The organism is Corallococcus sp. AB030 (assembly GCF_003668965.1).
GTDB classification, from domain to species: Bacteria; Myxococcota; Myxococcia; order Myxococcales; family Myxococcaceae; genus Corallococcus; species Corallococcus exiguus.
In genome coordinates this window covers 1-26,482 of record NZ_RAWQ01000031.1, presented here as the reverse complement: position 1 = coordinate 26,482, position 26,482 = coordinate 1, and the positions used below count along the sequence as shown (strand labels likewise).

Annotated in this window: 24 protein-coding genes and 1 pseudogene; 8 read left to right on the top strand and 17 right to left on the bottom strand. The window is 69.1% G+C overall.

Annotated features, from left to right (window positions below; all coding sequences use genetic code 11):
* Window positions 1–76 precede the first annotated feature (76 nt).
* Window positions 77–970: a helix-turn-helix transcriptional regulator gene (locus D7Y15_RS10695; RefSeq protein WP_233604888.1), complete on the bottom strand. Its 894-nt coding sequence runs from the start codon at window positions 968–970 to the stop codon at window positions 77–79.
* Window positions 971–1,068: 98 nt separating this feature from the next.
* Between D7Y15_RS10695 and D7Y15_RS10690 the strand changes: the two genes are divergently transcribed.
* Window positions 1,069–1,830 (top strand): siderophore-interacting protein, encoded by a 762-nt coding sequence (locus D7Y15_RS10690; RefSeq protein WP_158629036.1) that lies wholly within the window; start codon window positions 1,069–1,071, stop codon window positions 1,828–1,830.
* Window positions 1,831–1,882: 52 nt separating this feature from the next.
* Window positions 1,883–2,518: an O-methyltransferase gene (locus D7Y15_RS10685; RefSeq protein ID WP_233604887.1), complete on the top strand. Its 636-nt coding sequence runs from the start codon at window positions 1,883–1,885 to the stop codon at window positions 2,516–2,518.
* Window positions 2,519–3,394: 876 nt separating this feature from the next.
* Here D7Y15_RS10685 and D7Y15_RS10675 read toward each other — a convergent pair.
* Window positions 3,395–4,585: a hypothetical protein gene (locus D7Y15_RS10675; RefSeq protein ID WP_121752483.1), complete on the bottom strand. Its 1,191-nt coding sequence runs from the start codon at window positions 4,583–4,585 to the stop codon at window positions 3,395–3,397.
* Window positions 4,586–4,903: 318 nt separating this feature from the next.
* Window positions 4,904–6,751 (bottom strand): M48 family metallopeptidase, encoded by a 1,848-nt coding sequence (locus D7Y15_RS10670; RefSeq protein ID WP_121752482.1) that lies wholly within the window; start codon window positions 6,749–6,751, stop codon window positions 4,904–4,906.
* Window positions 6,752–7,070: 319 nt separating this feature from the next.
* On the opposite strand from D7Y15_RS10670, the gene D7Y15_RS10665 reads away from it, so the two are divergent.
* Window positions 7,071–8,501, top strand: coding sequence for an SH3 domain-containing protein (locus D7Y15_RS10665; RefSeq protein ID WP_233604886.1), 1,431 nt, complete (start codon window positions 7,071–7,073; stop codon window positions 8,499–8,501).
* 18 nt (window positions 8,502–8,519) lie between these two features.
* Here D7Y15_RS10665 and D7Y15_RS45625 read toward each other — a convergent pair.
* Window positions 8,520–8,773: pseudogene (locus D7Y15_RS45625) on the bottom strand (IS5/IS1182 family transposase); the annotation flags it as partial.
* 71 nt (window positions 8,774–8,844) lie between these two features.
* On the opposite strand from D7Y15_RS45625, the gene D7Y15_RS10655 reads away from it, so the two are divergent.
* Window positions 8,845–10,749 carry a bifunctional UDP-sugar hydrolase/5'-nucleotidase gene (locus D7Y15_RS10655; RefSeq protein WP_121752479.1) on the top strand — a complete coding sequence of 635 codons (1,905 nt, stop codon included), beginning with the start codon at window positions 8,845–8,847 and terminating at the stop codon, window positions 10,747–10,749.
* Between the two features lie 14 nt (window positions 10,750–10,763).
* On the opposite strand, the gene D7Y15_RS10650 is transcribed toward D7Y15_RS10655, so the two are convergent.
* Window positions 10,764–11,492 carry an AraC family transcriptional regulator gene (locus tag D7Y15_RS10650; RefSeq protein ID WP_233604885.1) on the bottom strand — a complete coding sequence of 243 codons (729 nt, stop codon included), beginning with the start codon at window positions 11,490–11,492 and terminating at the stop codon, window positions 10,764–10,766.
* A gap of 163 nt (window positions 11,493–11,655) precedes the next feature.
* On the opposite strand from D7Y15_RS10650, the gene D7Y15_RS10645 reads away from it, so the two are divergent.
* Entirely contained in the window at window positions 11,656–12,417 is a 762-nt protein-coding gene (locus D7Y15_RS10645) for an SDR family oxidoreductase (protein ID WP_121752477.1), read from the top strand.
* Between the two features lie 33 nt (window positions 12,418–12,450).
* On the opposite strand, the gene D7Y15_RS10640 is transcribed toward D7Y15_RS10645, so the two are convergent.
* Genes D7Y15_RS10640 through D7Y15_RS10615 form a run of 6 tightly spaced genes read right to left on the bottom strand, consistent with a single transcriptional unit; the run spans window position 12,451 to window position 15,212 of the window.
* Window positions 12,451–12,897: a hypothetical protein gene (locus D7Y15_RS10640; protein ID WP_120580555.1), complete on the bottom strand. Its 447-nt coding sequence runs from the start codon at window positions 12,895–12,897 to the stop codon at window positions 12,451–12,453.
* Between the two features lie 11 nt (window positions 12,898–12,908).
* On the bottom strand, window positions 12,909–13,403 hold the full coding sequence (locus D7Y15_RS10635; RefSeq protein WP_120580554.1) for a hypothetical protein: 495 nt from the start codon (window positions 13,401–13,403) through the stop codon (window positions 12,909–12,911).
* 51 nt (window positions 13,404–13,454) lie between these two features.
* Window positions 13,455–13,886, bottom strand: coding sequence for a DUF1801 domain-containing protein (locus D7Y15_RS10630; protein ID WP_121752476.1), 432 nt, complete (start codon window positions 13,884–13,886; stop codon window positions 13,455–13,457).
* Window positions 13,883–14,299, bottom strand: a complete 417-nt coding sequence (locus D7Y15_RS10625) for a DoxX family protein (protein ID WP_121752503.1) — start codon at window positions 14,297–14,299, stop codon at window positions 13,883–13,885. The genes D7Y15_RS10630 and D7Y15_RS10625 overlap by 4 nt, the downstream gene beginning before the upstream one ends.
* A gap of 11 nt (window positions 14,300–14,310) precedes the next feature.
* Complete coding sequence (locus tag D7Y15_RS10620) at window positions 14,311–14,877, bottom strand: SRPBCC family protein (RefSeq protein ID WP_120580551.1); 567 nt, start codon at window positions 14,875–14,877, stop codon at window positions 14,311–14,313.
* Window positions 14,874–15,212, bottom strand: a complete 339-nt coding sequence (locus D7Y15_RS10615; protein WP_120580550.1) for a helix-turn-helix transcriptional regulator — start codon at window positions 15,210–15,212, stop codon at window positions 14,874–14,876. The genes D7Y15_RS10620 and D7Y15_RS10615 overlap by 4 nt, the downstream gene beginning before the upstream one ends.
* A 41-nt stretch (window positions 15,213–15,253) precedes the next feature.
* On the opposite strand from D7Y15_RS10615, the gene D7Y15_RS44665 reads away from it, so the two are divergent.
* Window positions 15,254–15,394 carry a hypothetical protein gene (locus D7Y15_RS44665; RefSeq protein ID WP_158629035.1) on the top strand — a complete coding sequence of 47 codons (141 nt, stop codon included), beginning with the start codon at window positions 15,254–15,256 and terminating at the stop codon, window positions 15,392–15,394.
* Window positions 15,395–15,398: 4 nt separating this feature from the next.
* Here the strand turns inward: D7Y15_RS44665 and D7Y15_RS10610 are convergent, their stop codons facing one another.
* Window positions 15,399–16,004, bottom strand: coding sequence for a glutathione S-transferase family protein (locus tag D7Y15_RS10610; RefSeq protein WP_120580549.1), 606 nt, complete (start codon window positions 16,002–16,004; stop codon window positions 15,399–15,401).
* Window positions 16,005–16,108: 104 nt separating this feature from the next.
* Between D7Y15_RS10610 and D7Y15_RS10605 the strand changes: the two genes are divergently transcribed.
* Entirely contained in the window at window positions 16,109–17,002 is an 894-nt protein-coding gene (locus tag D7Y15_RS10605) for a LysR family transcriptional regulator (protein ID WP_169824472.1), read from the top strand.
* A gap of 3 nt (window positions 17,003–17,005) precedes the next feature.
* Here the strand turns inward: D7Y15_RS10605 and D7Y15_RS10600 are convergent, their stop codons facing one another.
* The 3 genes from D7Y15_RS10600 to D7Y15_RS10590 form a co-directional block, all read right to left on the bottom strand.
* On the bottom strand, window positions 17,006–18,166 hold the full coding sequence (locus D7Y15_RS10600; protein ID WP_121752474.1) for a serine hydrolase: 1,161 nt from the start codon (window positions 18,164–18,166) through the stop codon (window positions 17,006–17,008).
* Between the two features lie 131 nt (window positions 18,167–18,297).
* A complete protein-coding gene (locus D7Y15_RS10595) occupies window positions 18,298–19,098 on the bottom strand; it encodes a LytTR family DNA-binding domain-containing protein (RefSeq protein ID WP_121752473.1) in 801 nt (266 codons plus the stop codon).
* Window positions 19,095–20,228, bottom strand: coding sequence for a sensor histidine kinase (locus tag D7Y15_RS10590; protein ID WP_120580545.1), 1,134 nt, complete (start codon window positions 20,226–20,228; stop codon window positions 19,095–19,097). The genes D7Y15_RS10595 and D7Y15_RS10590 overlap by 4 nt, the downstream gene beginning before the upstream one ends.
* Window positions 20,229–20,357: 129 nt before the next feature.
* On the opposite strand from D7Y15_RS10590, the gene D7Y15_RS10585 reads away from it, so the two are divergent.
* Window positions 20,358–21,602, top strand: a complete 1,245-nt coding sequence (locus tag D7Y15_RS10585) for a hypothetical protein (protein WP_121752472.1) — start codon at window positions 20,358–20,360, stop codon at window positions 21,600–21,602.
* Here D7Y15_RS10585 and D7Y15_RS10580 read toward each other — a convergent pair.
* Both D7Y15_RS10580 and D7Y15_RS10570 read right to left on the bottom strand, forming a co-directional pair.
* Entirely contained in the window at window positions 21,599–23,734 is a 2,136-nt protein-coding gene (locus D7Y15_RS10580; protein ID WP_121752471.1) for a WD40 repeat domain-containing protein, read from the bottom strand. The two genes, D7Y15_RS10585 and D7Y15_RS10580, sit on opposite strands and share 4 nt — an antisense overlap.
* A gap of 210 nt (window positions 23,735–23,944) precedes the next feature.
* Window positions 23,945–26,281, bottom strand: a complete 2,337-nt coding sequence (locus tag D7Y15_RS10570; protein WP_121752470.1) for an RCC1 domain-containing protein — start codon at window positions 26,279–26,281, stop codon at window positions 23,945–23,947.
* Window positions 26,282–26,482 lie beyond the last annotated feature (201 nt).

Here is a 26,482-nt window from a genome sequence, read left to right as displayed (position 1 = left end):
GGTCGCGACAGAACGTCGCACCGCCATCGGAGCGTCAAGTGGCTGCCGGCTGGGTACCACGGAAGGGGGCTTGCGGCTATCGCTTCCCCACCGGCGCGGCCAGGCGGTTCGCCATGTACCGCGCGGGCGACGTCCCGAGCGCCTTGCGGAACATGGTCACGAAGCTGCTCGCGTTCTCGTAGCCCAGGTCCAGCGCCACGTTCTGCACGGTCGCGTCCCGGGAGAGCTTCTGGATGGCCAGGATGATGTGGAGCTGCTGGCGCCAGCGGCCGAAGCTCAAGCCCGTCTCCTCGACGAGGACGCGGTTCAAGGTGCGCTCGCTGACGCCGATCCGCTTCGCCCACGTCTTCGTCGTCACGCCAATCGCCGGCTCGGCGGCCATCGCGTCCACCAGACGCCGGAGCCGGGGGTCGCTCGGCATCGGCAAGCGGTGCTTCTCGATGGAGACCGTCGCCAGTTCGTCGAGGAGCACGGCCACCAGGCGCGCGTCCGGCCCCTTGAGGTCGTAGAGCGCGGGGCGCGCCGCCAGGCGCAGCAGGAGCTCACGGAAGAGCGGCGTCACCGACACCGCGCAGCAATCCTTCGGAAGGTTCGGCGCCGAGCGCGGCTTGAGGAAGACACTGTAGCCTTCGAGCGGCGCGCGACCCCGGATCCGATGCGTCACGCCCCCGGGGATCCACAGCGCGGATTGCGGCGGGACGATCCAGAGGGCGTTCGACGCTTCGCAGATCATCTCTCCGCGCACCAGGTACATGAGCTGCGATTCGCGGTGCGCGTGGGGTTCGCTCTCGATCCCCCCGCTCGCCATGCGGATCCCGATCGCGTTCGCCGGCCGCTCGACCGCGGTCTTCAACCGTCCACGCGCATCGAGCGTGAACCGGCTCCCGAGTGCCTCGAGCGAAGCCACCGCGCCAGGAGGCCCGTTCGCCACCTGGACGTCTCCGCTGAACGTCCAGCTCGTCGGATCCACGGGCCGTGTCGCCTTCGATTTCCGCCGCTTCGCCGCCATGACCGTTTTGATAAACAAGTTGTCCTGATTGCGCAATGCGGCCAGGGGCGCGACTCCCTATGGTCTCCCGCATGCCGTCGCCAGCCACCGCGCCTTCGGGCGTCGTCGAGTCCATGTTCCATCGCCTCGTCTCGCGCCGCGCCAGGGTTCGCGAAGTCGAGTCCGTGGGAGATGCGTTCCGCCTCGTCACGATTGAGGGAGAAGACCTTGAAGGCCGCCGCTGGACGCCCGGCGACATGATCCAGATCGGCTTCGCCGGCCTGGCCGGGCGGGCGTACACACCGCTCTCCTTCGAGCCTCGAACCGGCACCGCCACGTTTCTCGGGTTCGTTCACGGCCAGGGCATCGCGTCGAACTGGCTCGCGTCGGCGACCATGGGAGAGCCGCTCTTCCTCGTGGGTCCACGTTCGGCGCTGGACCTCGCATCCGTCGGGCGGCCGTTGTTCTTCTTCGGCGACGAAACCTCGTTCAGCACCGCGGCCGCGCTTCGAGCGACACCCGAGGGAATCCGGGAGGTGGCGTTCTCGTTCGAGGTGGAATCCACCGAAGCCTCGCGCATCGCACTCGAACGGATTGGCGTCACCACCGGTGTGACGCTGACCGCGCGCGAGCCGGAGGCTGTTCACCTCGATCGCATCGAGAACGAACTCATGCGTGCGCTGCTCGCCGAACCGCGGACGCGGTGTGTCTTCACCGGGAAGGCTCCGTCAATCCAGCGCCTCTACAAGGCGGTGCGGCGAGCAGGCATCTCCGCGAAGCAGGTCACCAACGTCGCCTATTGGGCGCCAGGCCGAAAGGGATTCTCCGGTGTTCAGCGCTAATGACCATGACAGGGGTTCCCTGTCCGTCCTGCCCGACGAACGGGTGCGCGCCGTGCTGCGGCGACTCCACGGAGAGGCCGAACGGCAGATTCCGGGCGTCCTCCTCCACCTCCTGCCACAGCTGCCGCGAATGCTCCTCGGCCGCCCCATCGACAAGCCGGGCACCGAGCACGCCTTCGCGGACAAGTACCTTGCGATCGAGCGCGCCCAGGGCGCCTTCTGCTACCTGACGGCGCGGGCGCTCCGCGCCAGGACCGTCGTCGAGTTCGGCACGTCCTTTGGCGTCTCGACGCTGTGGCTGGCGGCGGCGGTGCGCGACAACGGCGGCGGCCGTGTCATCGGGACTGAACTCCTGCCAGAGAAGGCGCGGCGCGCGCAGGCGCACCTGGAGGAGGCGGGGCTCGCGTCCTTCGCGGAGATTCGCGTGGGTGACGCGACGGAGACGCTGCGAGCGGACCTCGGCGAGGTGGACTTCATGCTCAACGATGGGTTCCCCGTGCGGGCGCTCGACGTGCTCAAGCTCGTCGCCCCGGCCCTGCGTCCGGGCGCCGTGGTGGTGACCGACAACGTCGGTGTCTTCAAGGCCGACTACCGCGACTACGTCACCTGGGTGCGCGACCCGCGTCACGGCTTCGCGTCGATGACGGTGCCCTTCCGCTCGGGCACCGAGTACTCGGTCCGGCAGTAGGCGCGGCCAGGCCAGTGCGTATCCAGCCACACCTGTGGCTGCTCACCCGCGGGCAAGTGCACTGCTGCGCGCACGCCGGATTGAATTCGACGAGGCCCTCCGCCGCTACGGCAAGACCTGACTTCGCAGCGTGTCATTTGCATTCACCCACCAAAGTACATCCACACTCAACACCCTGAACGCAAAACAAAGCCAGACTTCGGAGTCTTGGATTGCGGGACACGCTGGGAGTACCATCCCGGACGCCTCTCAACCCAAGGAGCATCAGATGCTGCGGACGCTTGTTTCCGGAGTTGCCCTGAGTTTTGCCTTCGTGGTGGGAATGGCTGTTTCCTCCTCTCAGCTCGCCCCGAGCGAGGTCGTGCCGAACGAGGCCGTGCTCGTTTCGACCAGCCCCAGCAGCGCGGTTCCGGACGAGACCACGGACGAGTCCTCGCGTTTGCTCGGGTGCTGCACGGGTGATGGCTTGTTCTGCATCAACACGGCGGCATGTCAGGCCCGTGGGGCGGGCACCTGCGGCGCGCCCTGTAACTAGCCCTCGCTTCGGTTGAGGTCGCTGGACCGGACTGGAAGCAGGCGCTGGACGCGAGCTACGTCCAGCGCCTGTTCTGCGTCGCGTGGCGGAGTGGCGTGCCCGTCACCGCATGAAGCCTCACAGACATTGGTGTCTGGGATTGCTCGCGGTGCGGTCCCAGGAGCTCTCGTCGTAGTACCCGTGGTCGCGCTGCGCCCAGGTGCCCGCGCGCCTGACTCCAGAGATTGGTGTCGCTCGGCAGGTGCCCAATCCGAAAGCATCGGCATAAAGGTTCCGGCGGCTTTCGAGCAGGTCGAAGCCGCCGGAGACCGCGCCACCCATGCCTGGGCATGGGAGGACTGTCACTCCTTGCCGAAGGCCTTGGCGAAGAGCTTCTCGATGCCCGACTTCTCGGGCTCGATGGCGATCGCGGGCGCGGGCACGCCCATCGCGGTGCCGAGGGCGGGGCGCAGGCCCGACGCGATCCCCGGCTTGATGTGGTGACGCAGGTCGACCGCCACGTCCGACTTCACGTGGGTGCCCACGCCCAGAGCGGTGTTCACGTCCGCGGACTGCTTGAGGAAGCCATTCTCCAGGCCGAACTTGCCGCCCGCCTGGGCCGACGCGCCCGCCACCGCGCCGGCGGTGACCGAGCCGTGCACCCGGCCCACGTGCCCGCCCGCCGTGGCGTACGCGCCCGCCGTGGCACCCGCGCCCACCTGCCCGGAGACCATTCCCGTGGCCGTCTTCGGGTCCAGGGTGGCCACGCCTTCCGCGAAGGCGGAGGCGCCGGCCTTCGCCTCACCCTTCACGTAGCCGCCCACGTGCCGGTTGAAGTCGTGGCTCGCGCTCGCCGTGACACCCACGCCCGTCTCCGCCTTGGCCGTCAGCGCGGCGGTGTAGGCGTGCGAGCCCGTGTCGGCCGACACGCCGGCCTGGGCCTGCGCCTTGAAGCTGTTGGCCTCGCCAGTGAGCTGCGCGCTCGACACGCCCAGCCGGCCCGCGTGCGTCTTCTGCATCCCGAAGGAGGCGTTGGGACCCTGGACCTCGGCCTGGGCCGAGTAGTGGTGCACGCCACCGCCGCTGTGGCTGGTGGTGGAGGCCTGCATCGAACCCATGTTGGCGCTCAGCTTGCCGCCGCCGAAGGTGTCCTTCTGGTAGGGCGTGGCCGGCTTGTCGATGAACATGGTCTGCTTCGCGGCCGCGGGCGCCGTGAGCTTGTTGTCACCGCCGCTCACCGCCACGTCCGAGGCGCCCGAGGTCATCTCCCAGGGGCTGTAGGTGGGCCCGCCCTCGGGAGCACCCGCGTGCTTCGGCGGCGTCGCCGTATTCGCCGTATTCGCCGTGTTCGCCGTGGCCGTCGTCGCCGTGGGCCTGGTGGCCGTCGCCGTGTTCGCCGTGGCCGTCGTCGCCGTGGGCTTGGTGGCCGTGGGCTTCGCGGCCGTCGTCGAGGCGGGGAGCGTCGACGCGCGCGCCGGGGGCTTCGGCTGAGACACCGTGGAGGTCGGGAGGCTGGAGGTGCGGGGCAGGGACGAACCGATGCGACGGGCCATGGCAGGAACCTCAGGAGTGCGTCGAAGGGGGAGCAGTACAGCGATGCCCTGCCCTACTGCACCCGGCATGCCGGGCCCATGTCGACCGGTGTGGCCTCATGCCCGCCTGTGGTTTCAACGAGTTGGCGGAAGGGGCTTCACGGGAGGAGCCCGCAGGCTGGTGACCGCGGTCACCAGGAGGATGGCGCCAGTCACCAGGGGCCCGCGCTTGCCGCCCGGGGCCCCCGCTTCCCGCCGGCACCTCGTTCGAGCTCGCGAACGGAGTTCTCTACCGCACCCGCCCGCCGGCGACGTGACGCCAGCGGGCGGAGCTCCTGCTCAAGCGGCCCGCGAGTCCGAGCGGTGCGCCTTCATGAACCGGTGTCGTCCCAGGTAGCGCTCGAAGGCCGCCAGCACCGCGTCCTGCTCCTTCAGCTTGCTCAAGCAGATGGAGCGCCCGCCCTTGAAGCGGCCCTCGCCGGTGACCTTCAGGTCCAGGTACTTCTTGAACATGCGGTCGGCGGTGGAGGCGGAGGCGATCCGCTCGAACTCGACGGGCTCTTCCCACTCCGAGCAGCTCACCTGCGCGTAGTCCATCCGCACCTCGTAGCCTGCCTCCTTGCCCTCGAAGACGAGCGCCGGGAAGAACTTCTCCACGTGCTGCCGCTCCTCGTCCGTGGACGGTTCGTAACGGCACGCGAGCGCCAGGTCATGGGCCTGGGAGAAGCGCGCCTCGTAGGCGCCCCACAGCCGCGCCTCGATGGCCTCCGCGTCCTCGAAGGCCTCCGCCCACGAGGACTCCACGGGCTCCAGGAGCACCTGCGCCATGTCCGCGGGCTTGAGGTGGACGCCCACGTTCTCCATGCGCGCGCCCAGCGGCGGGTGTGAGTCGAACGGATGGGGCGTCACGGCGCCCTGCAGGTCGTCGTGCACCGCCTCGGACTGGGCGTATTCGGAGAAGCCGTGCGCGACCCGCTGGGAGATGCCCACCGACTGGTGCTGCTCGTCCTGGGCGAAGAGCTTCGCCTCCACGCGGTCCCGGAAGCTCGAGTACGCGCCCACCTTCACCAGCGAGCGGGCGATGTCCTGCCCCGACGTGACACCCGCCGCCAGCCGGTCCGCCGCGAGTTCGCTGGCGCGACGGCTGCGGCCCAGGGACAGCTCGAACAGCCCGCGGTAGGCCGCCATGAAATAGAAGACAGGGCGCGTCACGCCGCCCTCGTACAGCGTCTCCAGGTAGTGGCCGAAGTGCGAGAGCATGGGCGCCAGGCGCTTGCCGTGCCCCGTGTCGCCGCCCAGCAGGTGCCCCATCTCGTGCGCCAGCACGGCCTCCGCTTCGGAGCGCTCCAGCAGGCGCAGCAGGGACAGGCTCACGAAGAGCGTGCGGCCGGAGAGGATGCGCCCGTCCACGCGCACGTCGTTCTCCGTGACGAAGAAGTTGGTGTCGATGCCCGCGAGGATGTGGTCGGGCGGCGTCGTCTGGAGCCGCTCGCACAGCCGGCGCACGCAGGCCCACAGCTCCGGGGCGCGCGCTTCGGGCACCTCCTCCGCCTCCACGTCGAAGTCCATGGGCGGGCGGCGGAAGATGGCCACCACCACCAGGAAGACGGCGACCGCCGCCAGGAGGGCCATGATGCCGATGAGCTTCGGGTAGTAGCGATTGGCCCAGAGCGCGGTCACCCAGTAGGAGAGCCACACCAGCAGCACACCCTGGCCCAGCACCTGGAGCGCGCTGGTGATGCGGAGCACGAGCCAGCCCACCACGAAGCTGCCGTACTGGAAGGGACGCGAGATGAACGCAGCCAGGCCGCACAGGAGCGCGACCCCCGTGGAGGCAAGCCCGAGCGCCAGCAGGACCCAGGAGGCCAGGTACGCCCACCCGAACTGCTTCGCGTCCGAGCACGCTTCGCCCAGGCTGTTGCGGTAGCGCGCCAGGTCCTCGCTGTCGCTCGTGCAGGCCGCCGACGCGGGGACCTCGCGGTAGAAGGCGAGCGCCTCCTGGCGATCCTCCGCGCTCAACTCCGTGTCGCGTCCAATCTGCTTCTCGATGACTTCGAACACCTGCGCGTCGAAGCGGTCGGAGGCATGACCGGAGAACCAGAGCCCGAACAGCGGCAGGGCGAAGAGCAGCAGCGCGGGCAACACGAGGCTGCGGACGAAACCAGGGGATTTGCGAGAAGAGGCCATGGGGACAGGTGACGCAGCATAGCGCGGCGCGCGCTCCGCCCCATCCCCTGCTCCGTCTCCATCGCGACATGGCCGACTCGAAGCCATGGAGCACCTCATGGCTCGGGCGCATGCACGGGATGGGCGCCAGGCGCGCCATCGTGCACGCCTTCGAAGACACCTCGGCGTCCGCTACCAGTCCCCCGAATTCACCGTGGTGGACCGCGATCTCGGCCACCTTCTGGAGTCCCCCTGATTGCTCCACCCTGCGAAATAGCCCCCACTGAGAGTTCGTTCTCCCGATAGGAGAGCAACCGACCCTCAAGCGGGAGCAGAACCCATGAGCCGCCTGGCCTTCCCTTCTCGTCGTACGTGGCGCATGCGGGCACTCTCGCTCGCGGTGATGGGGGCCGCAGCCAGCCTTGGCGCGTGCGCCACGCCGTCCGCGCTCGCGGTGTCTTCGTCCGGGGTGCCGGCATTCAGCGAAGACATGCTGTCGCCTGAGTTCTGGATCCGCCGCGCGCCGTCTCCCGATGCGGTGCTGCTCGATGCCGACCAGGTTGCGGCGAAGCGCCTGCGCGCGTTCGGCCCGGAGGGCGGCCTGGTCGACCTGAAGGGCATCCCGGCCACGCTGACACGGGCACAGGTCGCCGGTTGGGTCAGGGATGCGCAGCAGACGCCCATCCAGGCGGTCATCGACGAACAGGGCCAGCCGGTGACGGAGGCGATGCTCGGCGAACTCCGCCAGAACGCCGCGGCCGAGCGCATCCCTGAGACATTCACCGCGCGCCATGGCCTCAGTGTGCGGCGCACGCACCTGCGGTCGCTGCCCTCCAGCCAGCGATTCTTCGCTTCGGAAGACCTGCGCGACTACGAGAGCCTTCAGGCCGGCGTCCTGTTCCCGGGCGAGCCGGTCGCCATCGCGCACCAGAGCGCGGACCAGCAATGGCTGTTCGTCCAGACGACGCAGGGGCCCGCGTGGGTCAAGCGCGGCGACATCGCGGAAGGCACGGCGGACGCGGTGTTCTCCTACGTGGCGAAGGCGCCCGGGCGCGTCGTCACGGGTGATCAGGTGCGCACGGTCTTCACGCCGGAAGCGCCGGGAGTGTCCGAGCTCGATCTCGACATGGGGGTCGCGCTGCCGCGGGCCGACGTGGCGCCCGGCGAGCCCGTCAACGGCGCCAGCAGCTATGCCTCGTGGCCGGTGCAGTTGCCGGTGCGCGAGCAGGACGGCTCACTGGCCTTCCGGAGCGCCCTGCTGCGCCGGACCGCCGACACCGCGCCCGGCTATCTGCCGCTGACCCGCGCCAACATCCTCCGCCAGTCCTTCAAGTTCCTCGGCGAGCGCTACGGCTGGGGGCACCAGTTCAATGCGCGTGATTGCAGCGGCCTGACCAGCGAGGTGTACCGCAGCATGGGGCTGCTGCTTCCGCCCAACTCCGGGATGCAGGGCAAGAGCGCGGCGCTGAAACACCGCCTCTTCACGGCACAGGACTCGCACGCCGAACGGGTGCGCGCGCTGGAGCAGGCGGACGTGGGTGACCTCGTCGTCGTCCCCGGCCATGTGCTGATGATCATCGGCCACGTGAACGGCGAGCCCTACGTCATCCAGGATGTCCCGTATGCCGTGTTCAAGGACCCGGCCACGCAGCAGGTCCGCAAGACGAAGCTCAACCAGGTGTCGGTCACCCCGCTGCTGCCGCTGTACGCCGACGACACGACCCTGTACGTGGACGCGATGACGAGCCTCGTGCACGTCACGCGGCCCTAGAGCGCCGAACAGGTCAGGTCACGCTGCGAGTTGATAACGCGCGGCGACCTCGAGGTTTTGGACGACCGAGAGTCGCCTGAGGTCAAAGAGGTTGCGGCGCGTGCCTCTGTAACAGGCCTTCGGGCCCTTGCGGTTGGCGAGATGAGCCAGGCGATGCTCGACGCCGACACGCTCGCGGAGTTGTGCGCGGCCCGCGCGCGACTGCAGACGTGAGCGAAGGCCCTGATGGAGCCGCTCATCGTGACGCTGCGCCCCTTGCCGGATGCGCCGTGCCGCCATGAAGTCGCGCCATCGTCCACGAACCAGAGTAGGTTCCCCCTCCCTGTTCGTTGGAGTTCCGTCGATGCCACAAGCCACACCGCGCTCGTCACTTCAAGGAGCGCGTCCCAGCGTCTTCCTGCTCGCCGGAGCGTTCGTCACCGGCATGTTCCTCTTCGTCCATGGCGGCTGCGGAGGTGACGAGTGCCAGGACGCCGCCGACTGCCGTGAAGACAAGGGACCGCCGGCTTCGAACACGGCGTGGGTCTGCGAGGACAAGCGCTGTGAGCAGCATTCCGTCCAGGTGCCGCCCCCGGATTCCGGCACGGACGCGGGGACGCCCGACTCGGGGATGCCCGACTCGGGGACGCCCGACGCGGGTCCCACCACGGTGAGCGTGCAGGTGCTCGCGTTCAATGACTTCCACGGGCAGCTCGAGGAGCCCGCGGGCCAGATTCTGACGGGCGTGGCCCCCGACGGTGGACCGGTGCGGGTGAACGCGGGCGGCGTGACGTACTTCGCCCGGCACATCGCGGCCCTGCGGGCCACCAATCCGAACACGGTGGTGGTAGCGGCGGGAGACCTCATCGGCGCCTCCCCGCTGCTGTCGGGGCTCTTCCACGACGAGCCCACCGTCGAGGCAATGAACCTGATTGGCCTGGACCTGGTCGCGGTGGGCAACCACGAGTTCGACGAGGGCAGCACGGAGCTGTTGCGCATGCAGTCGGGCGGCTGCCACCCGGTGGATGGCTGCCTGGACGGGGATGGCTTCCCGGGCGCGAAGTTCAAGTTCCTGGCGGCCAACGTGGCCACGGGCGTGGACCGCACGCTGTTCCCCCGCTACGACGTGCGCGAGTTCGAGGGCGTGAAGGTGGCCTTCATCGGCATGACGTTGGAGGACACGCCGGAAAGCGTCATACCCACGGGCGTGGCGGGGCTCACCTTCAAGGACGAAGTGCAGACGGTGAACGCGCTGGTGCCGGAGCTGCGGCGGCAGGGCGTCGAAGCCATCATCGTGGTGGTGCACCAGGGCGGAATTCCGACCTCGGGCTCGCTGGTGAACGAATGCAAGGGCGCGGGTGCGGACGGCCTCATCTCAGGTGCCATCGTGGGCCTGGCCAAGGGCCTCAACGACGCGGTGGATGTCATCGTCAGCGGCCACACGCATCAGGCCTACAACTGCGTCATCGATGGCAAGGTCGTCACGAGCGCCTCGTCGATGGGGCAGCTCGTCACGGACATCGACCTGACGTTGAGCAAGGCGACGGGCGACGTCGTGGAGGCGCGAGCGAACAACGTCATCGTCACTCGCGACGTGCAGGAGGTCGGCGCGGTGAAGGAGCTGGTGACGAGGTACCAGGAGCTCGTCACGCCGAGGGCCAACCGGGTCATCGGATGGGTGTCGCAGACGCTCAGGACACAGACGGACTCCGCGGGCCAGTCCACCCTGGGCTTCGTCATCGCGGACTCGCATCTGGAGGCGACGAAGCCCGCGAACCTGGGTGGGGCGCAGGTGGCCTTCATGAACCCGGGCGGCATGCGCGCGAACATCGCCCAGGGCGAGGTCACCTACGGCGAGGCCTTCACCACGCAGCCGTTCGGCAACAGCCTGGTCACCCTGACGCTGACGGGCGCGCAAATCGAGCAACTGCTGGAGCGGCAGTGGCGGCCGTCGGGAGCCACCCTCATGCTGCTTCCGTCGGCGGGCTTCACCTATGCGTTCAGCGCGTCGGCGCCCATCGGAAGCCGCGTCGACCCGGCGTCCATCCGGATCAACGGCGTGCCAGTGAGCCCGACGGCGGAGTACCGCGTCACCGCGAACAACTACCTCGCGAGTGGGGGTGATGGCTTCCCGGTGTTCGCCGAGGGGACGAACCGGCTGGGTGGCGCCGTGGACAGCGACGCGCTGGAGGCATACCTGAAGGCACACAGCAGTATGGCGAGCCCCTTGCCCGCCCCCGCGCTCAATCGCATCACCCTGCTGCCCTAGGGCTCATCGAGCGGCTACGCCTGGATGCGCCACTCCGGCCTCGTGCTCGCGTATCGCGCTGGAGTCGTTCCGACGATGCGCCGGAAGTGGCGGTTCAGCTGACTCTGGTCGTAGAAGCCGACGCGCGTCGCGACCTCCGACGCCCGGAGGCCGCTTTCGAGCAACACCTTCGCCCATGCGATGCGCAGGTGCGTGAGGTACGCGTGCGGCGGCATCCCGACCTGGGCGCGGAACGCGCGGCAGAGATGGAACTTGTCGTAGCCGGCATGGTCCGCGAGGTCATCCAGCGTGATGGCGTCCCCCACGCGCTCGCGGAGGTACTCCATCGCCCGTCGCACCGGCCGCGTGTGGTCCGGCGTGGCGCCCCTCAAGACCGTGAACGCCTCCACGGCTTCGACCACCGCGACCTCCAGCGTAAGGCGATCCGCGCCCGCGGCGACCGCGTCGTGGAGACGCTGGAAGGGAAGGCCCCGCTCGTCGCCGAGCATGAAGTGGGGATGCGCGACGACCTTCCCCTCATGGCGGATGCGCTCGATGTCGCGCTCGGGCAGCACGACGGCCTGGTAGGTCATTGTCCCGTCGTGCGCGACGTCGCGGTGCACGTCGCCCGGCTGCTTCAGGTGGATCTCACCGGGCCCGCCAGTCCAGACCCGGCCACGCCCCCACCACTCGCTGCGCCCGCGCTCGATGCGCATGGACGCGTGGAATTCCTTCATGCCGACGCGAAGCAGGTCGGTCGTCATGCGCACGGCCCGCAGGCCAGGGACCGAGACCGGGATCGCGTCGAGGGTGAACATCCCCTCAGTGTAAGGAGCTCCGGCGGCCCTGGCTTGGCGTTTCTTGGCACGAAATCTCCGCCAAGAAGCGCCAAGCGCGCGTGGCACCTGCCCCCGTATCTCCCCGGGCATGAACGACAAACAAGTCGCCCTCGTCACCGGGGCAAACAAGGGCATCGGCCTGCGGATCGCCAAGGACCTCGCCGCGCACGGCTTCACGGTGCTCGTCGGCTCACGTGACCTCGCCCGTGGCGAGGCGGCGGCGAAGACCATCGCCGGTGACGCCCGTGCGCTCGCGCTCGACGTCACGGACGCGAAGTCGATCTCCGCCGCGGCGGAGCGCATCCGACAGGAGCTGGGTCGCCTGGACGTGCTCGTGAACAACGCGGGCATCGCCCGTTCGGGCAGGCAGGCGCCCAAGCCGGGCCAGCCGCTGGCGGAGCGCGCGAAGGCGGGCCGTGCGACCGTCGCGCCGCTCGACGAGTTCCGCGCGGTGTTCGAGACGAACGTGTTCGGAGTGATCGCCGTCACGCAAGCGATGCTCCCGCTCCTTCGGGAAGCGCCGGCGGGGCGCATCGTCAACGTCTCGAGCGGGGTCGGCTCGCTCACGAACAACTCGGACCCGGCGAACCCGTACCGCGCGATGTACGGGGTCTACTCGTCGTCGAAGTCGGCCCTCAACGCCATCACGCTCGCCTTCGCCCTGGACCTGGAGTCGACCCGCATCAAGGTGAACGCGGTGTGCCCGGGCTTCACCGCCACGGACCTCAACAACTTCCAGGGTACCCGCACCGTCGAGCAGGCCGCGCGCGCGCCCGTGCGCATGGCGCTCCTCGGACCGGACGGCCCCACGGGCACCTACTCGGACGACCAGGGCGTCATCCCGTGGTGAAACGGGCTCCCCAACCCGGTCCACCCGCGCCCACTACAGGGGACGCAGGGAGGCCCGGTCGATATCGACGGAGTCCTCGTCGTCCTCGTCATGGCCGGAAGAGGCTTCACTGGCCCGGAAGCGATTGCCTTCGGGCGTGACGAGGAACCAGGAGGTGGCGACCGCCGGGTCGTCCGCGGGAGGAGAGACAAGGAGCTCCTCGCCAAGCAGTGCGGCGACCCGGGTGGCCACCTCCACCGACGTGAGCCCCGAGGACTCTCGAGTGCGGGAGACATCGACGTAGAGGGTCACATCCGTGCGGAAGCCTTTGGACCGGAGCGCGGTCTCAACGAGCACCGCCGCATCCGAGGGGCCGTCCACGTCGAAGCGCGCCACACCTTCGGGAGGGAGACCGAGCGCGCGGCCGATGCTGTCGAAGAGGCGTCCTTCCTCCACGGCGCCCCGCGCGATGAATCCGACAACCTGTCTTTCCGGCTGCATGGCTCTCCCTCTCAACCCGCTTTGTGCGCCTTGAGCGCGGCGTTCCTGTCGCCCTGGGACGTGCCCATCTTGTCCAGGATCTCCTTGGCGCGCGGGGTGTCGTCAAACTTGTTGTAGACCCCCAATGCCTTGAAGGCCGAGCGGTTCAGCTCATGGAACCCGGTGCCACGGATGGGATACAGCGTACCATTGTCGTGGGCCCCATAGGTCCGCCCGCCAAGCGTCCAGGTCACGGTCCCCGAATCGCTGCCCTTCTTGGCCTTGCCGTCGTTGATGTCCTTCACATCCCGGCTGACATCGACCCGCGACTCGATGACGGTGTTCTTGTCCTTGGCGACGGAGGACTGGTCGACCTTGCGGATGTAGTGCCGGTCCGCGGGCCGGGACGTGGGCTTCGCGGGCTTCTCCGCCCAGGCGGGCGGCGCGATGAGCAGGACACCGAGCGCCATCAGCACGGTGGCCAGGGTCAACGGGATGAAAGGCTTCCGGACAGCGGGACGAAGCATCGGAGGCTCTCCTGCGGAGGGGGATGCGGCCGTCCGGTAAGCCTCTCACAGTTACTTCGGAGTTGGCTTGCGCTTCGCGCGCGAGGCCTTCGGCTTGCTCTTGCCTTCGAGGTTGAGCACCACCGCGGCGCGGATGAGCGCCTTGAAGGCTGCTTCGTTGATCTTGTCGCCTTCGTGGATGTCGATGGCGCGCCGGACGTTCCCGTCGAGGCTGGAGTTGAAGAGCCCTGAAGCGTCATTCAACGCGGCCCCCTTGATGAACGTCAGCTTGACGGCGGCCTTGTACGACTCGCCCGTGCAGATGATGCCGTCGTGGGACCAGACAGGGGTCCCCATCCACTTCCACTCCTCGACGACCTCGGGGTCCGCTGCGTGGATGAGCGCGCGCACCTTCGCGAGCGTCTTCCCACGCCAGTCCCCCAGGTCCTGGATCCGCTGGTCAATCAACTTGGACGCGGACTCCGTCGCGACGGCCTTCTTCATGCCCGCCCCGCCTGCAAGCTGCGCCAGGAGCCGTACGAGAGCACCCAGAGCACGCCGGTGACCGCAGCGAAGGCCCACGCCTCCGGGCCATCTCCCACCGCGAAGTGGGCGATGAGCGCCGAGACCAGATTGATGGCGAAGCCGGCGTAGGCCCACTCCTTGAGGCGCGCCGGCACCGGTGCGAGCAGCACCAGGATTCCGAGAAACTTGGCCCACGCCAGCTCCACCCGGAAGTAGCTGGGGAAGCCGAGCCGGGTGAACCCCTCCGCCGCATCCCGCAGGTTCAACTGCGCGTAGGCGGTGAAGCCCATCTCCAGGCAGAAGAGCGCGGTGGCGATCCAGAAGGTGATGGTCACGGCTTTGGGGGACGTCCTGGCGGCGACGAGCGCCGGCTTCGGCAGGGTCGATTCCATGGGGTGTTCCTTCACTCCTTCGAGTTGCTGGCCTTCCAGGTGGGACTCTGGACCCCGAACTGCTCCGCGTACTCGGAGTTCAAGCGCTGCCAGTCGTACTGCATCGCATCGGGCCCCACGATGCGCCCCATGGGGTCGCCTGAGAGGAGCTGCTCGAGCACGTCGAAGCAGATGTGCCAGCCCGCGGCGCCCCACGAGATGAAGCCCCGGTCGATGTTGTGCCAGAGCGTGAGCCGGGTGCCGCCAACGCCCGTCGCCTCCAGCTCCCAGCGGAGGTCCTGCTGCCCCCAGCTGTACTCGAGCAGCTTCGGCTCCTCCGCCCGCCTCACGGTGGTCTCGGCGACCATGGGCGTCGGCGCACCGACCGTGGAGAGCTTCACCGGCCCCACGCTGGCCATGTTCCGGTCCGCGTCGAACGGCGCCCATTCAGCCAGGTGCGCGGGGTCGGTCAGCGCCTTCCACACCTTCGCCGGGGGATGACGCAGGTCCCGGACGAGAACGAGCGTCCACTTGTCGCCTGCCTTCTGGACACTGGCTCCGGCCGCGGGGCCGGGCGTGTACTTCGCACGGTGGCTCATCGTTTCTTTCCCTTCTTGGGTTCGGGTTCCTGGTCCATCCGGTCGAGATGGCGTTCGAGCGCGTCCACGTGGAGCGTCCAGAAGCGCCGGAATGGCGTGAGCCACTCATCGACCTCCATGAGCGGCTCCGGCCGGATGCGATAGACGCGCCGTTGAGCGTCGACGCGCGACTCCACGAAGCCGGCGTCGCGCAGCACGCGGAGGTGTTTGGACACCGACGTCTGAGGCATCCGCAGCTGGTGCTCGATTTCGCCGACGGAGTGCTCCGACGCCGCCAGCAGGCTGAGGATGGCCCGGCGGTTCGGCTCCGCGATGATCGCGAACGTTGAATCCATGGGTCGTATATACCCATCAAGCCATATACCTGTCAATTCATATGACACCTCCTGGGAAGCAGGCGTGCGGTCGTGTCCCCACCGCTCACCGCGCCTCGCCACCGCTCACCAACTGGCTCGCGGTGATGCGGGTCAACGGCCTGGACTTCAACGAGGCGCTCGCGGTCGCGAAGACCTGGTAGCGGATCACCCAGAGACCGCCCTGCGCACCGCGGGGCGTTGAGAGTGGCGCCTGACGTACGCCACCAGTTCCGGATACCCGTCGAGCAGCATCAGCGTGTTCGCCAGGTGGAGGATGGAAGCCATCACCACGTCGGCGGCGGTGAAGGCCTCACCCACGAGGAATTCACGGCCTCCGAGTCCCTCTTGGATGAGGTCGAGAGCGGCCGTGAGCCGGGTCCTGAGCTTCGCGGCCTCCCCTTCCGGGACTTCGCGCGCCACCGGCGACTGCGCGTCCCGGTAGAACTCCATCACCAGGGGGTCGAGGCTCAACTCAGCGAAGACCATCCAGCCGTAATAAGGACCGCGCTCCGCGCTCCCCACCGGCGGCGCCAGATGCTTCTCCGGGAACCGGTCGGCCAGGTGCAGACAGATGGACAGGGACTCGAGCAGCGTGACGTCCCCATCCACCAGGGCGGGGAGGTCTCCCAGCGGATGCACCGCCAGGTATTCAGGGGTGGTGTTCTCCTGCCGGGCCAGGTCGAGCCTGACCAGCTCATAGGGCACGCCGAGTTCCTCCAGCAGCCAGCGGGGACGGACTGCTCGGGTCCTGAGGGCGAAGTAGAGCTTCATGGGTGGCACTCCTGTGGGTTGCGTGAGGCCACACCATGCGTCCGCCGGAGTGCCCGGACAATGCGGCCCCAGACGAACTCATTGTCAGGTTAATCTTGACGGCCATGATTCCACCGGCCGACATGCTCCTCTTCGCGACAGTCGTCCGCGAAGAGAGCTTCACCCGCGCGGCGCTCAAGCTCGGCATCACCAAGCAGACCGTCAGCGAGCGCATCCGCCACCTGGAGGAGCGGCTGGGCGTACGGCTCCTGGAGCGGACCACGCGGAGACTGCGCGTGACGGGGGCAGGCGTGACGTACTCCGAGCGCTGCGCCGCCATCGCCGCGCTCATCGAGGAAGCGAACAGCGAGGTGCAGCAGGGCAAGGCGGATCCCACCGGCCTGATCCGGGTCTCCTCGCCGGTGCTCTATGGCCGGCGCTATCTCACGCCGGTCATCTCGAAGTTCCTCGGCCGCTATCCCCAGGCGCGGGTGGAGCTGGTGCTGGCGGACCGCCGTGTCCACCTCATCGAAGAGGGGTTCGACGTCGCCATCCACATCGGCCCGCTCAATGATTCGTCGCTCGTGGCGCGAAAGCTGGGAGAGGGCGCGGTCCGCTTCGTGGCGAGCCCCCGCTTCCTGTCGAAGCACGGCATCCCGGCCGCCAGGGAGCTTGGGGCCGCGCGCTGCATTGGATTCAGTGCGTTCGAGACGTGGGAGGCCGAGGGCGTGAAGTCCCGGATCGATCCGGTCCTGATGGTGAACGACAGCGAGCTCGCGTGCGATGCGGCCATCGCCGGGGTCGGCATCGCGCGGGTGCCGGACATCCTCTGCCAGGAGGCCATCCGGGACGGCCGGCTGAAGGTCCTCTTCGGCCCCCGGCCCGCGTCGATGCGGCCCATCCACGTCGTCTATCCCAGCCGGCTGAACCTTCCCCCCAAGGTCCGGCTCTTCGTGGATGCCCTGGCCACCCTGGCCGAGCCGGCGCCATCGAAGTCCCGTGGCCGGAAGCGCAAGTAGGGCTCACCGGGGCGCGGTCATGAAGATCTCCCCCAGTTGCGCGGCCTGCTCCTCCGCGAAGTCCGCGTAGGTGTTGCCCAGCAGGGCCACGACGAGCTGGGAGTCCGGGAAGAGCATCAGCATCGCGCGGCCGCCTTCGATGGCGCCCCGGTGGTGGAGGATGCGCCGTCCCTGCGCGGAGACACCGATGCGCCAGCCGAGGCCCACGCCTGTCTCCTTGCCTGACTTGAGCTTCTGCGAGGTGAAGAGGAGGGCCAGCGTCTCCTTTCGCAGGAAGCCGGGCTGGAGGTGCGCGGAGCCGAAGACGACGAGGTCCTCGGCGGTGGAGAGGAAGCCGCCGCCGGGCCACTTGTAGCTGTTGTCCACGTGGGCGGCATGCTGGTGGCTGCCTTCCGGGCCGTTCGCATAGAAGCGCGTGCGGTGGGGAATCAGCTGGTAGGGATGATCCGCCCCGGTGTGGCGCATGCCCAGCGGCTCGAAGACGGCGCGCTGCATGTAGCGGAGGAACTCCTCGTGCGCGGCGCCCTCCACCACGGCGCCTACCAGGTTGAAGCCATAGCTGGAATACGCATAGGCCGTTCCGGGCTCGGACAGCAGCGCGTCGTCCTGGAAGAGGCCCAGGGCCCGGGTGAGGCTGCTGAAGTGCCTTGCCTCCTGGAAGATGGCTTCATCCCGGTCCAGGTAGTGACGGATGCCCGCCAGGTGCCCGGTGAGCTGGCGCGTGGTGATGGGCCATGGCTTCACGGGAAAGGCAGGCACGTACTTCTGGATGGGGGCATCCAGGTTCAAGCTCCCCTCCTCCACCAGGCGCGCCACGGCGGCGGCGGTGAGCACCTTGGACACGCTGCCCACGCGGAAGCGGGTCAGCGGGGTGACGGGGATGCCCTGCTCCAGGTCCGCGTAGCCAAAGCCTTCGGACCAGAGGACCTGACCGCGATGCGCGACGGCCACGGAGAGGCCCGGCAGCTGGAAGTCCTTGAGCAACTTCTGGGCGAAGGCCCGGGCCTGCTGGACCTGTGCTTCATGGCGCGAGGAGGCAGGCGGGAGCGGATACGACGCGTTCGGCGCGGCGCTCGCGGGTGCCACCGCGAACAGCGTGCCCAGGACGAGGGCGGACAACCTCAGGATGCTCTGGCGCGGGACCAGGGCGGATGACGCGGGCATGGAGTGCCTCCGTGGGGAGTGAGCGGACGGCACCGTGCCCGCGCGAATGGCTCGCGGGGAAAGTGTTCAGCCGGCGGGGACTGCCTCGCGGCGAACCGGTCCGCCCGTGCGGCGAACGGGCAGCGCGACTTTCAGCGCAGGTGCTGGAACTTCTCGCGGTGGCTGCGAGCGACTCGCAGCTCCGCGCCGGAGGTGAGCACCACGACCAGGTCCCTGCGACCTTCGCTGCGCAGCTCGCGGATGCTGCGCGCGTTCACGATGGCCGACCGGTGGATGCGCATGAAGCGCTCCGGCTCCAGGCGCTCCTCCAGGCTCTGCATCGTCTCGCGGTGGAGGTAGGCCTTCCCGCCCGCGTGGATCTGCACGTAGTAGTCAGCGGCCTCGATGTATTCGATTTCGTCCACGTCGAGGAACACCACCCGGCCCGCGTCGCGGATGGCCAGCCGGCGCATCCACGGCTCGGGCGGCGTGGGCGGCGGAGCGGGCGTGCTGTCTCGCTCGCCGTAGGTGGAGAGCACGGACATCAACCGCTGGCTGAGGTCGGACATCCGCGCCATGCGGACCTGCGCCTTGGCGCGGCCGATGGCGTCGTGGAAGCGGTCGTCGCGGAAGGGCTTGAGCAGGTAGTCGAGCGCGTGGATGTCGAAGGCGCGCAGCGCGTACTGGTCATACGCGGTGACGAAGATGACGGCGGGCACTTCGCCAGCATCCAGCCGCGCGAGCACCTCGAAGCCGTTGAGCTCCGGCATCTGCACGTCCAGCAGGACCAGGTCCGGCCGATGCTCGCGGATGAGGCGCACCGCCTCCGGTCCATTGCCGGCCTCGCCCACCACGCGGACCTCCGGATCCGCGGCCAGCAGCAGGCGCAGGCCCTCGCGAGCCAGGGGCTCGTCATCCACGACGAGCGTGCGGATGGCGGCGGCCGCGTTCATGCCCCGAGCGCCTCCGGCACGGCGGCCTGGAAGGGCAACTCCAGGCGGGCGCGCACGCCGCCCCCGGCGCGGTTCTCCAGCGTGAAGACGTGGCGGTCGCCGTAGAGCTGTCGCAGGCGGTCGCGCACGTTGGCCACGCCAATGCGTCCGTCCTGGCGGTCCCAGCCGGGTGCGAGCCCGGGGCCGTCGTCGAGCACCTCCAGCACCAACCGGGCTCCTTCGCGCGCGGCGCGCAGCTCCACGCGTCCCGGACCGGAGCGGGTGGCGATGCCGTGCTTGATGGCGTTCTCCACCAGGGGCTGGAGGATGAGGCTGGGCACGAGCGCGCCAAGGGTGGCCGGGTCGATGGCGCGCACCACCTGGAGCCGGTCCTGGAAGCGGGTCTGCTCGATGTCGAGGTAGCGCTCCAGGAAGTCCACGTCCTCGTGGAAGGGGACCTGCTGGCGGCCCGTGGTGTGGAGGGCCATGCGCAGGAGCTCACTGACGCCGGTGAGCATGCGGATGGAGCCGGCGGTGTCCTGCTTGCGCACCAGCACGGAGATGGCGTTGAGCGTGTTGAAGAGGAAGTGCGGGTGGAGCTGCGCGCGCAGGGCGTCCAGCTGCGCGTGCGCGAGGCGCGTCTCCAGGTGGGCCTGGGCCAGCTCTCCCTCGCGGAAGCGGCGGTGGTAGTCCACGGCGTAACCGATGGCGAGGATGCCGCCGTAGATGAGCAGGGACAGGACGCTGTACTTGGCCATCATCAAGGGCAGCATCCGCGCCCAGGTGCTCTCCAGCAGCCACGTCTCTCCCGTGGCCCGGGCGGCGAAGTAGATGATGCTCACGTAGGGGACCATGACCGCGACGAGCGCGGCCAGGAGGACCGCGAGGCTCCGGGGCCAGACGCCGCGCTCCAGTCGGAAGCGCTGTCCGAGCGCGAGGATGAAGGGCGTGGCGAATGCCCAGTACTGCCATTGCGGCACCTGCACCAGCAGCGCCCGGCTGAGCGGGTAGCCCGGCTCCCGGGCCTGGGCATAGACCCAGGTGTGGAGCGCGGTGACGACGCCCGGCACCGCGCAGACGAGCATCAGCAGCGGCACGCGACGCAGCAGTGGCAGCAGCACGGACGGCGCGGCGGGAGAGGTGGATTCCACGGCCGGTGGAGTCTACGCCCGAAGCGGGTCCACTTCCGGACGGGTGCAGCCAAAGGGCTCCGGGTTGCAGCGAACGGGACGACGGCGCCTCGCCAGGGGCCATGTATTCTCGCGGGAGCTCGCTCCGCCATGGCCTCTCCCCGTCCCTCCTCCCTCGCCCGGCTCGCGGCCGTGGCCGTCATGCTCTCCAGCGGTGTGGCGCTCGCGGACACCCCACCGCTCACCAGCTCGAACTACGCCATCGACGTGTACCAGGGCCCGGTGCTGGCGCCGGTGCGGGTGTCCGGCCTTGCCGGCGCGTATGCCCCCATCGCCGAGGGCGTCGAGGGCATCAGCGTCAACACGGCGGCTCCGGCCGTGCGCTCGCTCTATTCGTCCAAGCACGTCGACTACGACCTGTCGCTGGCCTTCACGTTTCCCAGCTCGCTGCGCGCCAGCGACTTCGACAACAACGGCTCGGTGGGCTTCGCCAATGACGACTTCATCTTCACCCAGATTGGCGGACTGATTCAGTGGGGCCCCTGGGGACTGGGCGGCGCCGCGTCGCTGCAGACCTATGCCTTGGGACAGGACGCGAATGGACGGCTCCTCAACCTGAGCATGACCCGCTTCCAGTTCCAGCTCGCTCGCGGCTTCCTGGATGGCGAACTGACGGTGGGCTTGGGGCTGCGCGCGGTCACCCTGGAGATCAACACCGCCGAGGACGCGAACAACAAGCTCGCCAGCATGTTCGGCGGCAACGTGGAGGCCGGTGCCCTCTGGACGCCCATGGGGCTGCCAATGCGTGCCGCGCTGACCCTCCGGGCTCCCGTCCAGGGAGGGCTCACCCCTGGCGGCCCGACCACCGCGGACGAGGCTGGCAACGTGAAGGTCGCCGGCCTCTACCTGCCCGCCTCCGTCCGGCTCCCCTGGGAGATTGAAGCGGGCGTCGCCTGGCAGTTCGGCGACCGCCCGCTCCAGATGCCGTGGGGCCCGGACCGCGCGGAACGCTACAGGGCCCTGCCACGCTCGAAGCTGCTGCTGACCGGATCCGTGCTCATCAGCGGCTCCGTGCCGAATGCCATCGGCTTCGACTCCTTCCTGTCGCAGCAGTTGGAGCGCTCCGGGCGGCACCTCTCGATTTCACCCCGCGTCGGCGCCGAGCTGGAGCCCCTCGAGAACCGGCTGCAGCTGCGCGCGGGCAGCTACCTGGAGCCCAGCCGCTTCGACACTGTCGGGCCTCGTCTTCATGGCACCGCCAGCGCGGAGTTGCGGCTGTTCCAATGGTCCGTCTTCGGCTTGTTCTCGCCCGACACCTCGTGGCGCGTCAGCGGCTTCGCCGACGTGTCCCGCCGCTACTTCGGCTGGGGCTTCGGCGCGGGCACCTGGCACTAGCCCTCCGGCGTGTCGAGCGGCACCGCCGGTCCAATCCAGAGGATGTCCCGGAAGGACAGGAGCCGCTCGCGGTACGAGCCGATGGGAGCGCGCGGGTGGATGAGGATTCCCTCGTCGGAGACCTCGAGCAGGGCCCCGAGCGCGTACCACGTCCCATATTGCGTCTGGCGCAGCATCACCCCCTTGCCGAGATACGGCGTGAGGTTGGCGCGGCTGATGGCGGGACCGTGCGTGAACACCGGGTCGGCCCTGTAATGATCCAGGGGCCGCGTGGGGGCCTCGTATTGCTTCAGGAATCCCCACGTCCCGTGCCGGGCGTCTCTCGCCGCCAGCGTCTCGCCTTCGGGCACGGGGACGCGCCGCTCCTCGAACGCGGCCTCCGCCTGGGGCTCGACGAGCGAAAGTGCCCCGGAATCCCAGCGCGCATGCGGGGTCCCCTCGGCCCAGCGCCAGGGCCAGGCATGGCGTCCCCCCACCGAGAACATCAGCCGGGGCTCGAGCTTCTCCCGCGAACCCGGAGGACACTCCACGGTGCCGTCCGGCTGCGCTCGCGTGAAGTCCCAGCCGCGCTCGGTCGGAATGAACCGTGCGACTTCGTCCGGCCAGGGGTTCCAGTCGCTCGGGGGCGGCACGCGGCCCGGCTCCAACTCCAACGAGGAGCGGGAGCGCTGCTCTCCGGTGTTCACGTCCCAGAAGGCGATGGCATGGGGCCCCGCTCCCACGAGCATGCCGTCCGCGCCCCAGGCCAGTCCGTCGATGCCGTTGGCGCCCTCGAGCCGCCGGAGCATCTTGGGCGAGGACCCCACCTTCCATAGCTCGACCTTGAGTCCTTCACGCTTCCACAGCTCGGCCATGCCTCCCTCGCGCAGCAGGCATGCGCCCATGGAGCCATCCGGCGACCAGGCCCAGCGGCCCAGGTCGCCGCTCTTGAGGGCCAACCCGAACGAACGGCGCTTCAGGTCCATCTGGCACAGGAACTTGCCGTTCTCGAAGATGAGGACCTGCGGGAACTCGTAGCCGTTGAGGAGCACGGCCAGACGCCGGCCGTCGCGGGACCAGACGTATTCCGCGACCGAGAGAATGCGCGCACCGAAGTCCTTGCTCAGGTCGGACACCGTGCGGCCAGTGTGTCCGTTGGCGAGCCGGGACGGCTCCTCACCGTAGGCCAGGCGGGCGCCGTCCGGCGAGAACGCCACCGGCAGCTTCAGTTCATCGAAGCGGTACTGGAGGTCGCCGCTCCCCACGTCGATGACGGAGGCGGACGGATGGGCGTCCTGGCCCGAGTCGGGGTGCGGCTCGGACACGTACTCGTATTTGCAATAGCCATGGATGCGGGAGCCATCCGGGCTCCACCGCACCCAGGCATGCGGCTGCGATTTCGAAGGCCGTCCGTCCAACCGGGCCGGGCACCAGCGAAGCCCTTCACCGTCCTCGTTGACCCTGGCCCCTTCCCGGAACGGGATGATGCAGCCCAGCGCGCCGTCCGGGCCAGGGGTGGAGATGAACAGCTGGGTTTCATCCGGAGACCAGCACCATGCGGGCAGGTGCCCCTTGTTCTCCACGGTCTTGGGATTGATGACAGCCGCCCCCGGCGGCGAGCCCCAGCGCCGGGTGACGTCGGCGGTGAACGAAGGCGGGGTTCCGGCGAAGGCCCTCAGCACGCCCACGACGACATCGTCCAGGTTGACGCCGAGCCACTCCCCTGACGGCGACCACTGGAGGCAGGAGGGATCCCCCGTGGAGCCGACCTGCGTCGTCTCGAACCCGACGGCGTCGACCACGCGCCCCGTCGCCAGCTCCCAGATGCGTACGTCTCCGCCGGGCAATTTGTCGAGGCGGCCGCTCGCGATGGCGAGGTGGCGTCCATCCGGACTGAGCGCGAAGCTGTGTTGCACGCCGATGTATCGCGGGGTCTCCACGAGCCGTGCCCCCGCGGCCAGGACCTTCTCGGAGAAGAGCCGGTGGACCTCCGTGAGGCCGCGCTCGCGCTCCAACCGGAGCAGCCGTTCACGCAGCGGCGGAAGGTCCCGGCCAGGCTCGAAGTTTCCGAAGTCAGCCTGTTCCACCAACGCTTCGAGCTCCGCGTCGGAGCATTGGACCAGCTGGGTGAGGTTCGCGAAGGACTCTGGCATCGGTCTGGATCACTCCTTCCCGCGAGGATACCGCTCATTCAGCCGTCTACGACCCCCGCCGTGAAGCACATCTCAATGCGCTCCCCCAACGGCTTCCGGCGCTGCTGCTCCAGCTTGCACTGGATGTAGGCGCGAACCTGGCCCTCGGGCGTCGAGGCGCGACGGACCCGCGCGTATGAGCTCGGAGAGGGCCTCCGCTCGATTGAGCGCCTACGGCAGCGTCACCGGGATGGGCCGGGGGCTGTTCGCCGCCTCGCCATTGCCGAGCTGGCCCGCGACATTGGCGCCCCAGGCCCAGACCGTCCCGGCGCGCGTGACAGCCAGGGAGTAGGCGCTGCCCGCCGCGATGGCGCGGGCATCGCGAAGCGAGGCGATCTCTCCGCGCGACTGGTTCCCGGTTCCCTCGCCCAGCCCCAGCTGCCCGGAGGCATTGCTCCCAAAGGTGACGAGGGGGCCTCCGTTCGTCACGGCCAGCGAGTGGCCGTCACCCGCGGCGATGCGCTGGGCTCCCGCCAGGCCGGGAACCCGCACCGGGGACCACTGGCTGAGAGTCGTCCCGTCGCCGAACTGGCCCTGGCCGTTGTACCCCCACGCCCAGAGGGTGCCGTCCTCGCGCAGGGCCAGGGAGTGGTATTTCCCCGCGGCCACGGCGACGACTCCCGTCAGGCCCGGCACCTGCGCCGGCATGGCGTGTGAGGTGTTCGTTCCATCCCCCAGGGCCCCGAAGTCGTTGTCCCCCCATGCCCAGACGGTGCCGTCCTCACGCAGCGCCAGCGCGTGGATTGCGCCCGTGGCGATGGCGACGACTCCCGTCAGTCCCGCCACCTGCCCCGGCGTGGAGCGTCCGGCGGTCGTCCCGTCGCCGAGCTGGCCCTGGCTGTTGTACCCCCACGACCAGACGGTGCCGTCCTCACGCAGGGCCAGCGCATACCAGCGACCCGCGGACACGGCCGTGACGCCGCTCAGCCCGGTGATGGGTTCGGGGGCAAAACCGTATGACGAGGACTCGACCCCCAGTTGCCCGAAGCTACTGGCCCCCCACGACATGACGGTGCCATCGGAGAGCACCGCCAGTGAGAGGCCCCAGCCCGCGGCAATGCCCCTGGCGCCGGAGAGGTTTGGCACCTGGGCGGGCGTCGTGCTGCCGCCGTGCGCGGCGCCAATCCCCAGGCTGCCTTCGCGGTTGTCGCCCCAGGCCCAGACCGTGCCATCCGCGCGCAGGGCCAGGGAATGGGCTTCACCCGCGGCCACGCTATTCGCCTCCGTCAGCCCCGGCACCTGCACGGGTCCGCCGCGATTCACGGTCTCCGGCTGGATGCCGAGCTGCATGTACCGGTTGTCGCCCCAGGCCCGCAGGCTCCCGTCGGAGAGCACGGCCAGGACATGCTCGTCACCCGCCGCCACGGCCGCGACGCCCGCGAGGCCCGACACCTGCCTGGGAGCATGGCGGGTGTACGTCCCATCCCCGAGCTGGCCGGAGTCGTTGGTTCCCCAGCCCCGGACGGTGCCATCCCCCATCAGGGCCACCGCGTAGAAGGTGCCCGCGGAGAGGGTGGTCACATCGGTCATTCCCGGCACCTTGCCCGGAATGTGTCCGTTCCTCCGGGAATCACCGCCCAGGGCCCCATCCACGTTGGTGCCCCATGACGACACGGTGCCGTCCGAATGCACGGCGAACGAGAGCCCATAACTCGCGGCGACGGAGACCACGTCCGTCAGCTTGAGCACCGCCACCGGGAGGAGGCTGCCGACCTCCCAGTTGAACTCTCCATTGCCAAGCTGACCCGAGGAGTTGTTACCCCATGCCCGGACCGTCCCATCCGCGAGCACGGCCAGCGAGTGATCCCTGGAAGCGGCGATGCCAGTGACCCGTGCCAGCCCCGGCACCTGCACGGGGGTGAGACGTCCCTCCGTCGTTCCATCGCCGAGCTGGCCGTCGCTGTTATCCCCCCACGTCCAGACCGTACCGTCCTTGCACAGGGCCAGCGAGGAGTAGCCAGTCGCGGCGACGGCAAGGACCTCCGTCAGCCCCACCACCCGCACCGGCGTGGAGCGGTAGGTCTCCGTTCCATCCCCAAGTTGTCCAGCACTGTTGCCCCCCCACGCCCAGACGGTGCCGTCCGCGCGCAAGGCCAGCGCATGGTCGCCTCCCGCCGCCACGGCCCGGACGTTGGTCAGTCCGGGCACCGGGCGGGCGGCTCCGTCGAAGCGGAGATACGAGAGGCCCCACTCCACGACCGTGCCGTCAGGGCGGAGCACCAGCGAATGGTAGCGGCCCGCGGCGACGGCCGGCGCCGCGGGACACGCGACGACGGAGAGCGCGAAGCTCCGCGTGATGGCGGGCGCCACATGATTGGTGATGGTCACCGTCACCCTGGCGCGCGTTCCAGCGGGCAGACATTCCGGGCCCTTCCAGCGCACGTCGCTGGTCGTCGCGGTGCTTTGCGGCTGCTCCAGGACACCCGTGCTGGCCTCCCAGCTGAAGCCCAGGGCCCGCTGGGCGTCATCCTTCGCGGCGACGTGGAACGTCACCGCCTCGTTGGCCATCAGGTTGACGGCGGACTGTGTGCTCTCGACGAGCGTGGGGGATTTCGGCTGGGACTGCGGCTCCGGGTCGGAACCTGAGCCATCCCCTCATATGAAACCGAGCGCTTCTTTGAAGACAGGGTGCTGGTGGAGGAGTTCGGCGAAGCGCTCGACGAGAGGCCGCAATCGCTCCTCCTTCATCATGGGAATGGCTTGGTAATA